The sequence below is a fragment of the Waltera acetigignens genome (assembly GCF_025567015.1).
In the GTDB taxonomy this organism is placed as follows: Bacteria; Bacillota; Clostridia; order Lachnospirales; family Lachnospiraceae; genus Acetatifactor; species Acetatifactor acetigignens.
In genome coordinates this window covers 1-14,337 of the sequence record NZ_JAOQJO010000030.1, presented here as the reverse complement: position 1 = coordinate 14,337, position 14,337 = coordinate 1, and the positions used below count along the sequence as shown (strand labels likewise).

The 14,337-nt window shown below is 34.6% G+C and carries 11 protein-coding genes; all 11 read left to right on the top strand.

Going from position 1 to position 14,337, the window contains the following annotated elements; genetic code table 11:
• Positions 1 to 123 precede the first annotated feature (123 nt).
• The 11 genes from OCV96_RS18885 to OCV96_RS18835 are packed head-to-tail and all read left to right on the top strand — an operon-like array spanning position 124 to position 14,262.
• Positions 124 to 345: a helix-turn-helix domain-containing protein gene (locus OCV96_RS18885; RefSeq protein WP_262595176.1), complete on the top strand. Its 222-nt coding sequence runs from the start codon at positions 124 to 126 to the stop codon at positions 343 to 345.
• Positions 346 to 384: 39 nt separating this feature from the next.
• A complete protein-coding gene (locus OCV96_RS18880) occupies positions 385 to 2,079 on the top strand; it encodes a phosphoadenosine phosphosulfate reductase domain-containing protein (RefSeq protein ID WP_262595175.1) in 1,695 nt (564 codons plus the stop codon).
• Between the two features lies 1 nt (position 2,080).
• On the top strand, positions 2,081 to 2,947 hold the full coding sequence (locus OCV96_RS18875) for a DUF4007 family protein (RefSeq protein ID WP_176935534.1): 867 nt from the start codon (positions 2,081 to 2,083) through the stop codon (positions 2,945 to 2,947).
• A gap of 20 nt (positions 2,948 to 2,967) precedes the next feature.
• Positions 2,968 to 6,552 carry a hypothetical protein gene (locus OCV96_RS18870; protein ID WP_262595174.1) on the top strand — a complete coding sequence of 1,195 codons (3,585 nt, stop codon included), beginning with the start codon at positions 2,968 to 2,970 and terminating at the stop codon, positions 6,550 to 6,552.
• Positions 6,553 to 7,689 (top strand): aminotransferase class V-fold PLP-dependent enzyme, encoded by a 1,137-nt coding sequence (locus OCV96_RS18865; protein ID WP_262595173.1) that lies wholly within the window; start codon positions 6,553 to 6,555, stop codon positions 7,687 to 7,689.
• Between the two features lie 14 nt (positions 7,690 to 7,703).
• Complete coding sequence (locus OCV96_RS18860; protein ID WP_262595172.1) at positions 7,704 to 9,911, top strand: DEAD/DEAH box helicase family protein; 2,208 nt, start codon at positions 7,704 to 7,706, stop codon at positions 9,909 to 9,911.
• Positions 9,901 to 10,080: a hypothetical protein gene (locus OCV96_RS18855; RefSeq protein ID WP_262595171.1), complete on the top strand. Its 180-nt coding sequence runs from the start codon at positions 9,901 to 9,903 to the stop codon at positions 10,078 to 10,080. The genes OCV96_RS18860 and OCV96_RS18855 overlap by 11 nt, the downstream gene beginning before the upstream one ends.
• Positions 10,071 to 12,062, top strand: coding sequence for an AAA family ATPase (locus OCV96_RS18850; protein ID WP_262595170.1), 1,992 nt, complete (start codon positions 10,071 to 10,073; stop codon positions 12,060 to 12,062). Before OCV96_RS18855 ends, OCV96_RS18850 begins: the two co-directional genes overlap by 10 nt.
• A 3-nt stretch (positions 12,063 to 12,065) precedes the next feature.
• Complete coding sequence (locus tag OCV96_RS18845; RefSeq protein WP_262595169.1) at positions 12,066 to 12,590, top strand: hypothetical protein; 525 nt, start codon at positions 12,066 to 12,068, stop codon at positions 12,588 to 12,590.
• Positions 12,590 to 13,636 carry a sigma-70 family RNA polymerase sigma factor gene (locus tag OCV96_RS18840; RefSeq protein WP_262595168.1) on the top strand — a complete coding sequence of 349 codons (1,047 nt, stop codon included), beginning with the start codon at positions 12,590 to 12,592 and terminating at the stop codon, positions 13,634 to 13,636. The genes OCV96_RS18845 and OCV96_RS18840 overlap by 1 nt, the downstream gene beginning before the upstream one ends.
• 17 nt (positions 13,637 to 13,653) lie before the next feature.
• Positions 13,654 to 14,262 carry a hypothetical protein gene (locus tag OCV96_RS18835; protein WP_262595167.1) on the top strand — a complete coding sequence of 203 codons (609 nt, stop codon included), beginning with the start codon at positions 13,654 to 13,656 and terminating at the stop codon, positions 14,260 to 14,262.
• Positions 14,263 to 14,337: the final 75 nt, after the last annotated feature.

Here is a 14,337-nt window from a genome sequence, read left to right as displayed (position 1 = left end):
ACTAACTTCTAGGATATATTTTGCAATACTAAGTTCCAGTTTTTGGGTGAATGGACTGGAATTTAATTTTCCAATTCACCAATTCTAACATATACGAATTAATATTTCACGAAAGGTAAAACAATGTCAGTTTCATACAATGGTTTATGGAAAATACTGATCGATCGAAACATGTATCGTAAGGATTTGGCGGAAAAACTTAATATTAGCTCTGCAACAATAGCCAAAATGGGGAAAGGTGAAAGTGTCTCCATGGATGTGTTAGAAAGGATATGTACATATCTGGATTGCAACATAGGTGACATAATGAGTTTTGAAAAAGACAATGCAAAAGAGAGTGTATAAAGTATGATTGAAAGAATATGCCCTAAATGCAGGATTCCCATGAATGGAGAGCGTTGCAGTAATCCAGATTGTGGAAGTTTAACGCAAATGACATCCAAGATATATTGGTGTGATGAATGTAATATTCCCATTTTTGATATGGATTGCCCCATATGTACTAGCAAGGGAAGATATATAGCTTCTGATATAAGACCGGTATTTCCGGAAGAAAATATGCTTATTTCTTTAATACTAACAGGAGATGCTTTGCATTATCAGAAATCTTCAGCTTGGTATGGAAATAATAACTACATTATTGATGGGAAAAAAGTAAAATTATCGGTTTCAACCATAAATAAATGGCCGATAGAAAAAGTTAAAGAATTAAAAGATCAGTATGATATGAATGCTGCAAAATTAGATTATAGCTATTTTGATGAATATAAAAGAGCTTTTATAGCAGCAAATACAGATAGATATAATGCTATTACAGAAGAGGCAGTTTATTATGTTCAACAGTATAAGGATAGATACAGTATTGATGACATGATGGTATCTTTTAGTGGAGGAAAAGACTCCACAGTGACGTCACACATTGTAAATACAGCGCTTGGCACAAATAAAGTCCTTCATGTTTTTGGCGATACCACATTGGAATTTCCATATACTATGGAATATAAGAAGCGCTTTAATAGAAATGAAGAGTCACAAGGAGTAAGAATTTTAACTGCTAAAAATAGAGAAAAAAACTTTGAAGAATTGTGTGATGTTGTAGGACCACCTAGTAGAGTAATGAGATGGTGTTGCACAGTTTTTAAAACGGGAGCTATTCAAAAAACAATAGCCTCTGCATTTAAAGATAAAACAAATATATTGAGTTTTCAAGGAATTAGACATAGTGAATCTGTTAGTAGAAGCAAATATGAAAGAGAGAGTGACAGCCCTAAAATAACTAAGCAAAAAGTAGCATCTCCTATTATTGATTGGTTTGACTTTGATGTTTGGCTTTATATATTGGCAACAGGCATAGACTTCAATGAAGCATATCGTTTAGGCTGGACGAGAGTAGGATGCTGGTGTTGCCCTAATAATGGTGGATGGTCTGAATTTTTATCCAAAGTGCATATGTACGATCAATATGTACATTGGCATAAGCTACTTGTGGATTTTGCAACAACAATTGGAAAACCTGACCCTGAGGAATACGTATCACAGGGAGGCTGGAAAGCACGACAGGGTGGAAATGGACTTGCCGCTGCACAGACATCGGTTGTAGCGTATGAACCGTGCGCAACGGATGAAAATGCATTTAACTATGAATTACAGCGTCCTATTACGGAAGAGTTCTATGAATTGTTTAAGCCTTTTGGTTATATCAATAAGGAACTTGGAAACAAACGTTTAGGTGAGGTATATGTCTTAAACAAAGCAGGAAAAGTTGTACTTGTTCTTCAGGGAAGAATGGGAAGCACTAAGCTTAAAGTGACCATTAAAGATACACATCTTGCTGGAGCAAGAAATTTGGCGGCTGCTGAGGGAAGAGTGCAGTGTCAGCTTACTAAATATCAAATGTGTTTAGGGTGTAAAGCATGTGAAAGTGTATGCAGGCATGATGCCATTAGTGTGAAAGATGATGGTACTGGAAAGATTGCATATACAATTAACGATGAGAAATGTAAGCGTTGCACGGAGTGTGTTAATCATTTTAATGCAGGCTGCTACATGAGAAAAGTATTATGTATAAAGAGGACTTAATATGGCAACAAACACAAAAATAAAAATAAGACTTCAAGGTCATGAAAAATTTGCGTTAAGAGATGGGTGGCTTACAAAGGGGCTAAGTATTATAGACAAAAGACCAGATGCTTTTTTGGGAAGTGAGGGACCTGATCTTTTTGGCATTGGAAATAATATGGTGAAGTCCCTTAGATATTGGATGAAGGCATTTAAACTTATCGAAGAAAATCCGGGCGCAGGAGCAAAACTTTCTGAACTTGGAAAAATCATTTTACAGAATGATGTATATCTAGAAAAAAATTTTACTTTATGGATTCTGCATTCGCAAATTGCAAAAAATATTGCAGAAGCGACTACATGGTACATGTTCTTTAACAAATGTAATGTAATAGATATGGAAAAAGATGAGATAGAAAAAATTTTGTATCGTGAAATATCTCAATATGTCATGGGACAACCTTTTTCTGAAAACTCGTTAAAGAACGATGTAGATGTTCTGCTGAACATGTATAGTAAGAATAAAGTGAACAGTGATCCTGAGGACAAAAGTCAGTCTCCTTTTGCAAATTTAGGTCTCGTCAAAAATACAGAAAATCTTTATTCTCAAACAAGTCCTAAGAGACGTGATATTGATGAATGGGTAGTGCTGTATGAATTAGCAGAAATGATGCGGGATAAAAACGAAATATCTATAGAGAGAGTATTGAATGGAACATGCGGTATTTCACATATCTATCAGGTGAAACCGGTTCTGGCAAATGAATTGCTTGATCGGCTGGATGCTGCTGAATACATTCGTGTAGACAGAACGGCTGGATTGGATATGATATATCGGACAAAAGCTTTCACAACAGAGAGCGTAATGGCGGACTATTATAAAAGATAAAAGAAACGAGAAGAGTGCAGATGGCCATTAAGAGTTTAAATGAAATCATAAAATTTAATAATAGCTTTAAAACATCCATAAATTTATACCTTAGTTTGAATAAGGCGGAAAAAGTATTAAGCTATATTCCAACAAAATCATCTGTTAATTTTTTGGATGGCTATATGCAGGCAACCATAAATAATAAGGAACAGGCGACTCTGCTTGTAGGACCTTATGGCAAGGGAAAGTCACACTTATTATTAGTATTGCTTGCTATTTTATCAATGGAAAGAACTGGTGAGAATACTCAAATAATAGAAGAGTTAGCTGACAAAATTTCTGCTGTAGATGAATTGGGAGAACAGGCAGCTTCTGATGTAAAATTATTATGGAGTAAGAATAGATTTTTACCAGTTATAATCAATGATACTACTGGTGATTTAAATCAAGCATTTTTATTGGCATTGAACGATGCTTTAAAAAGAGAAAAATTGGTTGATTTGGCACCCGATACATACTATTCGATTGCATTAAACAGGATAGAAGACTGGCAAGAAAATTATCCGGAGACCTATCATGATTTTATTACAGAATTAAAAAGCATTGGAATAGAACACAAAGAATTTATTTATGAGTTGAAAAGATATTCACGGACAGCGCTAGATACTTTTATTAGTGTATATCCAAAGATTACATCTGGAAGTATATTTAACCCATTGGCTGTATCGGAAGTATTGCCGCTGTATAAAAGTGTTAGTGAACGTCTGGTAGAAGACTATGGGTTTTCGGGAATTTATATAGTATTTGATGAGTTTAGTAAGTTCATCGAGGGACTGACGGATGGTAATGTCGGAAATAACATGAAGTTACTTCAGGACATGTGTGAATTGGCAACGGATTCATCGAATGCGAAGATATTTATTACGATGATTGCACATAAGAGCATAAAAGAATATGGCAAATATCTATCCAGTGACATTATTAATGCATTTACTGGAATAGAAGGTCGTATTGTTGAAAAGCATTTTGTTACGTCATCCAAAAATAATTATGAACTGGTATCACATGCAATTATTAAAAATTCTAGAGCTTTGGGGCAAATACCGAATGCTGGAAAAATAGTAGGTCCCACAGCTTTAGAAAATTATTATCAACTACCGGTATTTAATTGCAATTTTGAAAGAAAAGATTTTGATGAAATAATATTAAAAGGATGCTATCCCTTAAATCCACTTGCAACTTATTTACTTCTTAATATTAGTGAAAAAGTTGCACAGAATGAGAGAACATTGTTTACTTTTATTTCTAATGATGAACCTAACAGTATGGCTCGATATGTCTTAGATCATGATAAGTCAAAGGACTGGGTGATTGGTGCAGATCTGATTTATGATTACTTTAGTGGCTTATTTAAAAAGGATGTCAATAATGAATTTATTCATAACATATGGTTGGGCGCGGAGGTAGCACTTTCAAAATGTTCTTCGGAAGACGAGCGAAAAGTGATTAAGGCTATGGCTGTCATCCAAATTGTAAACAAAGAGGATGAAGTGCTGGCAAATGAAACATATTTAAGCTTGGCGGTACGACTGAAGGAAGGCACTTCTGTATTAGAAGCGCTTACGCAGAAAAATATTATATACAGAAAGAAATCTACAGGAGCTTATGTATATAAGACGCAGGCTGGAATTGAACTGAGAACTGAAATTAAAAAGCTTAAAGAAATTAAGGGAAATAATGTAAATTATGGAAAGGCATTATTAGATATAAATAGTGCTTATTATGTAGTCCCTAGAAAATATAATGCAATGCATTCTATGACGAGATACTTCCAACATGAGTATATGGAAGCAGAGTATTTTCTTAATGTAGAATCTGCAGAAGTATTTTTTGATTCTCAAATGAAAGCAGATGGTAAGGTTATAACTTTATTCAGCAGAAAGGCTATCCAACAAGACGCTGTAATAGAAAAGGTAGAGGAGTTAAGACGTAAGAATCTCGTAGTAGTGGTCCCTGAGAAAAAGATATCATGTGAGAAAGAATTAGTAGAATATGAAATATTGCAGGATATTAGAAAAAACTCATTCTTATCGATTAATAGTGATATTGCAAAAAGGGAAATTCCGCTTTTAGAAGAGGATATTATTGATACTGTACGCAATAGATGTACAGAAGTATATCTAGAGGATAAGAATTGTAAGGTATTAGCATTTGATGGAAAGCATGTAGTTGAATACAAGGCAAATCAAGAGGAAAATGCGGTAAATAGCAGTTGTGAACTGGTATATTACAAAACACCTGAAATAAATAATGAAATAATCAACCGAACCACGATAGAAAGTGCACAGACAAAAAAATCTCGATTGAACATTATAGCTGAACTTCTTTCGACGAAAGGGGAGGTAGAGCCACAGTTTTATAAAGGAACAAACCAAGAAGCCACTATTTTCAGAGCCCTGTTTGATAGAACAGGAATTATTGATGATACAGGGGAGAATTATATAAAAGAAATTTTAGATCTTCTTGACAAATTTATTAATGAATGCGGTGTAGAAAAACATTCATTGAAAGAAGCGATTGCATTATTGACATCGGAACCGTACGGCATGCGTATGGGGGTAATCCCGATATATTTTGCATATGTGTTGTCAAGACGACATGAGGATATTGTGGCATATTATGCAAAGGGTGAAATACAAATAACCCCAGAAGTTGTTGTCAATATGTGCGAACATGCGGCAGACTATTCGTTGTTTGTTTCGAGAGAAGATTACCTGAAAGAAGAATATATAAGACAAATGAACGAATTGTTTTCAGTAAATGAGAGCATAAACCTTACGGATAACAGAATTAAAAATATAGTATTATGTATGCAGAGATGGTTTCGTTCCTTGCCGCAGGCAACGCGGAATTTGGCTGAAATATCGGATTATCCAAATCAGGAAGTAAGTGTAGGATTAAAAGTATTTAAGAAGATACTGCAAAAAGTGGAATACAATCCTTATGAAATTGTATTCGATACACTTCCTAAAGAACTAAGCGCCGGTTCTTATCAAGAAGCATATACAAAAATTGTAAATTGTAAAAACTCCTATGATATGTATCTTAGCTGGGTGATAACATTAGCTGTATCTAAAGTATATGATACTTTTGACCGGAAACGGAAAAATGACTTATATCATGTTTTGAAACAATGGTATGAACAGCAAAGCAAATTATCAAAGCAGGGATTGCATAGTGGGCGAATCACGAATTTTATGTCATGCATAGAAAAACTGGATGTATATGATGATGCGGAAGTGGCAAAAAGAGTCGTAAAGGCATTATCGGATATATACATTGAAAATTGGAACGATGGAGCATTGGATGAATTTTCCCAAGCTCTTAGTGCAGTAAAAGCAGAAGTGGAAACTATCCATGATGAAAAGAATGAGGGCCAGAGGAGACTTACATTTGTAGGTAAAAATGGAAAAGTAATCGAAAAGTATTATGAAGCAGTCGATGAAAGGACAGGAGCCATTTTAAGAAATATTTTAGAAGATACCCTGGATGAATTTGATGATTTGAGTGTCAATGACAGGGTAGGAATATTGCTTGAAATGATTGAAAAGGTGATAGGGTAAATGATTTATTTAGATAATGCTGCAACTACATATCCAAAACCGGAATCGGTATACGATGCTATGGATAGAGCAAACCGAGAATTATGTGTTAATGCTGGGCGAGGCTCTTACAAAAAGGCACGTGAAGCAAGTAAACTGATTTCCGATACCAAAGCGATGCTGAGGGGACTTGTTCATGCGGATATGAATGTTGCAGTAGTATTTACCCCATCCATCACAATAGCGCTTAATGAAATTGTTGGTGGAATTAAGTGGCAGACAAATGATGTGGTATATGTGTCACCTTATGAACATAATGCAGTGGCTAGAACATTGCATCTTATGACAAAAAAACATGGTATTGTTATCAAAAAAATTCCGCTAGTGGATGGTGGACTTGATGTCGATATTGAAAAAATGGCGTACGAATTTTCTAAAGAGAAACCTAAAGCAGTGATATGCACACATATTAGCAATGTTACAGGATATATATTACCTATTGCCCAAATATTTGAAGAAGCCAAGAAGTATGGTGCTATTACAGTGCTTGATACAGCTCAATCTTTGGGACTAGTGCCGGTAGATATTAGGACTATTAGAGCAGATATAATTGCATTTGCAGGGCATAAGACTTTATATGGTCCGTTTGGTATTGGTGGATTTTTAAATACAACTGGCGTGTCACTTGAAGAGACTATCGTTGGTGGAACCGGTAGTGATTCTTTGAACTTAAATATGCCGGCTGGTGCGGAGGCACGATATGAATCATCAAGTACTAATATCAATGCAATTGCCGGACTGAACGCAGCATTAGAAGTATTGAATCAACCTCTATTATTGGAGAAAGAAAAAGAGTTATCTAACTATTTAAAGAAGGAATTAGAGGAATTATCCAATATAAAAATATATCTACCGAAGGAAGAACAGGACCATGTCGGAATCTTTTCGATTACGGTTGATGAGTACTTGGCGGATGATGTTGGTACAATTTTAGATGAAGAATTTGATTTAGCGGTAAGAACTGGATATCATTGTGCACCTTGGATTCATGAATATTTGGGAGATATTCAAATGAAAGGAACAGTGAGAATTAGCTTGGGACAGTTTAATACAAGAGAAGATATTGATAAGTTAATAGACGCACTAAAAACATTATAGTGGGGGAATTGATAATGAGTTTGAAAGATCATCTGATTAAAAGCGAATACAGGTCTTTAATTGATGATATGGTACGTGATTTTTATATACCGTGTTTGGAGAATGCAGTATCTTATAGGCGTGCTGTAGGATTTTTCTCATCATCATCTTTAGTAGAGGTTTCACAAGGTATTGCTAAAATGGCACAAAATGGCGGGAAAATTCGTATTGTAGCATCACCATATTTATCTGATGAAGATATTGAAGCAATCAAAACGGGATATGAAAATCGTAAAGAGGTGATCGAACAAGCATTATTGAGACAATTACATGAGCCAGTAAACTATTATGCATCTGAACGCATGAATATGTTAGCGAATCTGGTTGCTGATGGAATTTTGGACATTCGAATTGCTTATACCATGGATAGATCTGGCATGGGAATGTACCATGAAAAAATGGGAATTATTGAAGATGATGAAGGAAATGTAATAGCTTTTTCCGGATCAAATAATGAATCAGCTACGGCAATGTCAATAAATTATGAGACAATGGATGTCTTTAGAAACTGGGGAGATTCAAGCGAAAAGGAACGTGTACAATTAAAATGTAATGCGTTTCACTCTATATGGAACAATAATGAACCCAATATTGAAGTAATGGAATTTGAAAATATTACAAAAGCTCTGATAGAAAAGTATCGACGAAAATCAACGAACTTCAATATTGATAAAGAAGAGTATCCAGATGGTGTAAGCGCTGAAGGTGAAAGAAGTATCGACAAGACCACTATAGCACCGAGAATACCTGAAGGATTTGAATTACGAGATTATCAAGTGGAAGCAATAGATAAGTGGGAAGAACAAGATTTTAAAGGCATTTTTGACATGGCTACAGGTACCGGAAAAACTTATACCGGGCTTGGAGCAGCAGCAAGATTATCAAAGAGGCTTGAAGATCGGTTGGCATTGATTATTGTTTGTCCCTACCAACACTTGGTAGAGCAATGGGTTGAAGATATTGTGTTATTTGGTATGAAACCTATTATTGGATATAGTAGTTCTATACAAAGAAGCTGGAAAAAGAATTTAGAATCTGCAATAAGGGATCAAAAACTCAAAGTGAGGAAAAGGGAATTTTTTTGTTTTGTTACTACGAATGCCACTTTTTCTTCAGAGTTTGTTCAAAATCAGCTTAGTAAGATAAGGTCAGATATATTATTGATGGTTGATGAGGCCCATAATTTTGGGGCAGATAATCTCCGGAGATTATTATTGCCAAATTATAAGTATCGGTTGGCTTTATCAGCTACTTTGGATAGACATGGTGATCCCGAGGGAACAGAAGCATTATATAGATATTTTGGCGGAAAATGTATTGAATACAGTCTTGAAAAAGCTATTGGGGAGGGTAAACTTACACCGTATAAATACTATCCTGTGATTGTAAGTCTATCGGATATAGAGTTGCAGGAATATGATAATCTTACAACTCAAATTGCGAAATGCCTAACAAAAGATAAAAGAGGAAAAACAGTTTTGTCAGAGAAAGGCAAACGACTGGCACTTCAAAGATCACGATTGGTTGCTGGGGCATCGGGAAAAATTCAAGCACTCGAGAAATATATTATGCCATATATTGAAGATAAACATATTTTAGTGTACTGTGGTGCAACAACAGTGTTTGATGGAAATCAAGAAAACATGCAGATTGATAACGATGAAATACGTCAAATTGATCTTGTGACAGACCTGCTTGGAAACAAATTACATATGAAAGTCTCACAATTTACGTCTAAGGAGAACGTAGAGGAAAGAAATATTTTAAAGAGAGAATTTGCTGATGGAAGCAACTTACAAGCATTGATAGCTATAAAATGTCTTGATGAAGGTGTAAATATTCCTAAAATAAAGACAGCGTTTATTCTAGCAAGTACAAATAATCCTAAAGAATATATTCAGAGAAGAGGTCGAGTGTTACGCTTGGCTGAGGGAAAGGATTATGCAGAAATATACGATTTTATTACACTCCCGAGAAAATTAGATGAAGTTACTGGTATAACGGAAGAACAGATGAAAAGGGAATTGACTTTAGTAAAAAATGAGCTATGTAGAGCAGAAGAATTTGCAAGAATTGCACTAAATAGCGTCACCGCATTAGCAATTATAGATGATATACGAACGGCTTATGATTTACAGGATTATATAATAAATTATGAGGAGGAATTCACTTATGGAGAATAAGAAAACGGAAAACATTAACGGTATTGATGTGGACGTGGAAAAAGCACAAAAGTTAATTAAAAGGGTAATTGTAAAAGAAAAGAGAAATCTTAGCACTAAAGAATTTAGTAATCCTGAAATGATAAGAAGAATTAAAAAGATGATTGAGGAGGATGTAGAATGTTACTAAAGAAAATGAATTTGGAAAATTTTAGACAATTTATTGGAACTCAATCAATCGACTTTTCCACAGAGCCTGATAGGAATGTGACAATTATATTGGGTGAGAATGGATCGGGAAAGACAACATTAGCACAAGCTTTTACATGGTGTTTATATGGAGATACCGATTTTGATGACAAAAACGTATTAAATAAAAAAGTTGCGCAAAAGATTGGACCGAATGGAGAGGCATCTGTAAAGGTAGAACTGAATCTAAAGCATATGGAGATAGAGTATACGATTATTAGAGAACAGAAGTATACTACGGATGCTACAGGAAACTTGAAGCGACCTAATAATAGCGTTTTCAAGATTGCATACCGAAATTCAGATGGTCAGCAGGAATTTATTAGAGAAAATGAAACAGAAGTGCGAATGAAACAAATATTACCCAAGGAACTGTCAAAATATTTCTTTTTTGATGGTGAACGTATCGGTAATATGAGTAAAGAAATCAAAAAAGGAAAAAGTCCAGAATTCGCAGAAGCGGTTAAAAGTTTATTGGGATTGAGCGCATTTACAGCGGCATTAGATCATTTAAATGGTCGTTCATCCTCCAGTGTAATTAAGAGTTATGATGAAGATTATGATTCTAAGAGTGATTCAAAAATCGCAAGGTACAGAGAAGAAATGAAAAAATACGAAAATAGACTTGCGGTTATAGAAAAGAGATTAGAAGAAATAGATAATGAGGAACTTACTGCAAAAGAAAAACAGAAGGAATATGAAATAAAGCTAGTTGAAAATAAAGATAGCGAAAAATTAGCAAATGAAAGAACGCATTTATTAGACAAAATAAAAAGATTAGAAGAGAGTAAAATACGCAATACACATAGTATCTTAGAGAACTTTAATAAAAGTGGTGCATTTTGGATGTCATCAAAACTGATCAATGATGCATTGGAAGAACTAGCAAATGCGGATAAATTGGATACTGGCATTCCGGATATTCATGCCAGAACAATACAGTATTTGTTGGGCAGAAAAAAGTGTATATGTGGTGCAGATATAGAATTTGGGAGTTCCGCATATACAGAATTGAATAGATTGCTTGATTACATTCCGCCTAAGAGCATAGGTACCATTATTGCACAATTCACAAGGGAATGTGAATTGAAATGTAAATCGACAGATGGACTGTTTGAACAGATTTCAAGTGTGTATAGTGCATTGAGGGAACTTGAAAATGATCATGATCAGGCTATTCAGGATATTGAAATAATAGGTCATAAACTGGAGGGAATGTTAGATGTAGGGGAACTACAGAAAAAATATTCGTTCTATACAAAACAATTATCGATTCTGAGAGATGAGAGGAATCGATTGCTTGTTGAACAAGGAGGTCTTAGTACTAGCAGGGATCGATGTGATACTGAAATTAATAAACTTGTGCTAAAGGATGATAATAATAGACGTATAGCACAATGTAAGGCATATGCTATATATATGTATAGGTGTTTAAGTGCTGTATATAAAGAAAAAGAGACAGAAACTCGTGAACGCCTTGAAAAAGTTGTAAATGATATTTTCAAAAAAATTTATAATGGCGGATTTTCGTTAAAAATTGATGAGAAATATAATATTCAGGTTGTAGTTGATGATTTTGATGGCTATGTAGGCGATATAGAAACATCAACAGCACAGAGTATTTCTGTAATATTTGCGTTTATTGCTGGTGTGATTCAGCTGGCAAGAGAAAACAATAATGAGGAAAACTCAATGCTTATGACGGAAGCATATCCGCTGGTAATGGATGCCCCTTTGTCGGCATTTGACAAAACAAGAATAAAAACTGTGTGTGATGCTTTGCCCAAAGTAGCAGAGCAAGTAATTATCTTTATTAAAGATACCGATGGTGAGATCGCTGAGACAAATATGGGGGCAAAAGTAGGAAAAAGATACAGTTTTCATAAGCTCAATGAGTTTGAGACGGAGTTAGAGAGGAGGTAAAAAATGTTTGATAAAGAGTATGCATTTAAGGGATCACATGCAGAAAAAGTAATTAAGTTAACTGCAAAAATTGATGATAGAAATCAGATTTTTAAGAGGAATTATGATGTATATCTAATGGCTCCTATTGTAGGCTTTTTATATCAAAGAAAGGCTGAGACAGATAATAGTGGAGATAAGACTACAAAAATCTTCCCAGAAATATTAATGAATAACTCTGATGATTTGGCATTTAACTATCGCTTGATTATGTTGTTAGATAAAAAGAATGAACCAGATATAGAGGGAAGAGTTGATAAAGCTTTTCGGCTGTATAATAGTGATAAGGCCGCCGAGGATGAAAAACTGTATGACCAATATGTATTAGGTGGGGTTGATGTTTTATACGAAAAAATTATTGGTACAGGGACTTCAGCAGCGGATTATTTAAGCAATTTGTACGATTTTATGGAAGAGATGGATGAAAGGTATAATCAAGTGATTGATACAGATCATATAGTTGAGTTGTGTAAATTGGCGAAAAAATAATGGGACAAGTTAGAGAAGAAGTAGAGAGTAAAATACTCGAAAAATATCGTGAAAAAGGTACTATTACGGAAGACGAAATCGTAGATATCTGTTTAGACTATGATCTGAATCTCATAGAAATTGATTCAATCTGTGAGCGTATTTTTAGCAAAAAAGTTATTGTATCGGATGACTATGAACGTAAAAATACGAATGACGAAAAAGAGTATGCAGATCATAGTCATACGGATTATGAGTACTTTTATGATAAGGTTGAAAAAGAATTCCCTAATATGACAGCATTTGTTGAACAGGTACGAGGAGTGCAACCACCACAAAGCAGAGAGTGGAAGATTTTGTTGCCGCAGGCTCAAAATGGAAATAAGTATGCTAGAGAAAGAATGGTTATGATGTATACTAGATCCATTTTAAGACAAGCGTATGATTTTGCAAAGGCATATTATGTAGATTACGAAGAGGCATTTCAAAATGGCATGATAGGGTTACTTATTGCTATAAATAAATTTGATATGACAAGACCGGATTCATTTGTATCTTACTTTGGATTGTGGGCAATGCAGACAATGAGAAGATATTCATTACCCCAAAACTTTATATGTCAATATCCAGTACATTTTAAGGAGACAATATTCAAGGCAATGGATGATCTTCGAGAAGAAACAGGAGAAGAAACGTTTGAAAATTTGCTGGAGTATATAGAAATAGAGGATTTAGTGTCAGCAATAGATACAAACAAAAAACTTAATAATACATTTTCGTTTGAAGAGCTGTCTGAAGATAGTATTACAACAGAAATGAGTGGAAACAGTGTCGAAAATATAGCCGAACAATCTTTATTAAAGACATCGAACCATGAACTTTTAGGACATTTAAAAGATCGAGAACGGAAAGTACTTTGTATGAGGTATGGCTTAGCAGATGGCACAGAACATACATTGGAGGAAGTTGGGCAGAGTATGGGAGTGACAAGGGAACGTATAAGACAAATTGAAAAGAAGGCTATTGATAAGTTAGGAAAGGCATTAGAAAGACGAAAAGTATATTAAATATAGGAGTGAATGAGTTGATAGATCTTGAAAACGTGAAGAAAAAAATTCTGGCAACAGTAGATAAGGCAGGATATATTACAGAAAAGATGTTAATAGATTATTGCATTGAAGATAATATTCCAGATTATGCCATAGATCAGTTATGTGATCAACTTTTTGATGCACATGTGCCAGTATTAGATATACCTATATTTATTGAAAATAAATATTTAGCATCATATAGCAAGCATTTGACTGAAAATACATATTCAAAAAAAGAAGAAATGCTTGCATCGGTCATTAAGTGCCTGGCATGTTTTAGCAAAGGTGTGTTTGAGAAATATGCGGAAGAAAATCGTTGGGCAGAGATTCGAACAATGATAATAGATAAAATACAAAGTGATGATTATAAAGTGATTTACGAATTCTATGAAAATGATGCAGTAAAATTTATAGATTTTTGTAAAAAAGCAATTGTTGAGAATCCTGTTCGAAAGAGTGAACAGGATGTCGTAAATAATAAAAACCTGAATAACGAAAAAAATGAAGAGAGCTCAAACGAATCAAAATATGATCAGATTGTCGCTATGGAATTGGATGAATTAGCTATTTTTATATACGAATTGCTGAGTGAAGGCTCGTAAACGTCAAATCCTGCGCCTACCCTTAAATTTAACGCCGCTTTTATGAGCGGCGTGGTTTCCGGCATTCCTCGGGAA

What these genes read in the sequence shown, in the direction of transcription:
- OCV96_RS18865 (WP_262595173.1), top strand. Translation starts at nt 6,553, where the DNA reads ATGATTTATTTAGATAATGCTGCAACTACATATCCAAAACCGGAATCG.
- OCV96_RS18840 (WP_262595168.1), top strand. Translation starts at nt 12,590, where the DNA reads ATGGGACAAGTTAGAGAAGAAGTAGAGAGTAAAATACTCGAAAAATAT.
- OCV96_RS18845 (WP_262595169.1), top strand. Translation starts at nt 12,066, where the DNA reads ATGTTTGATAAAGAGTATGCATTTAAGGGATCACATGCAGAAAAAGTA.
- OCV96_RS18855 (WP_262595171.1), top strand. Translation starts at nt 9,901, where the DNA reads ATGGAGAATAAGAAAACGGAAAACATTAACGGTATTGATGTGGACGTG.
- OCV96_RS18860 (WP_262595172.1), top strand. Translation starts at nt 7,704, where the DNA reads ATGAGTTTGAAAGATCATCTGATTAAAAGCGAATACAGGTCTTTAATT.
- OCV96_RS18870 (WP_262595174.1), top strand. Translation starts at nt 2,968, where the DNA reads ATGGCCATTAAGAGTTTAAATGAAATCATAAAATTTAATAATAGCTTT.
- OCV96_RS18875 (WP_176935534.1), top strand. Translation starts at nt 2,081, where the DNA reads ATGGCAACAAACACAAAAATAAAAATAAGACTTCAAGGTCATGAAAAA.
- OCV96_RS18880 (WP_262595175.1), top strand. Translation starts at nt 385, where the DNA reads ATGAATGGAGAGCGTTGCAGTAATCCAGATTGTGGAAGTTTAACGCAA.
- OCV96_RS18885 (WP_262595176.1), top strand. Translation starts at nt 124, where the DNA reads ATGTCAGTTTCATACAATGGTTTATGGAAAATACTGATCGATCGAAAC.
- OCV96_RS18850 (WP_262595170.1), top strand. Translation starts at nt 10,071, where the DNA reads ATGTTACTAAAGAAAATGAATTTGGAAAATTTTAGACAATTTATTGGA.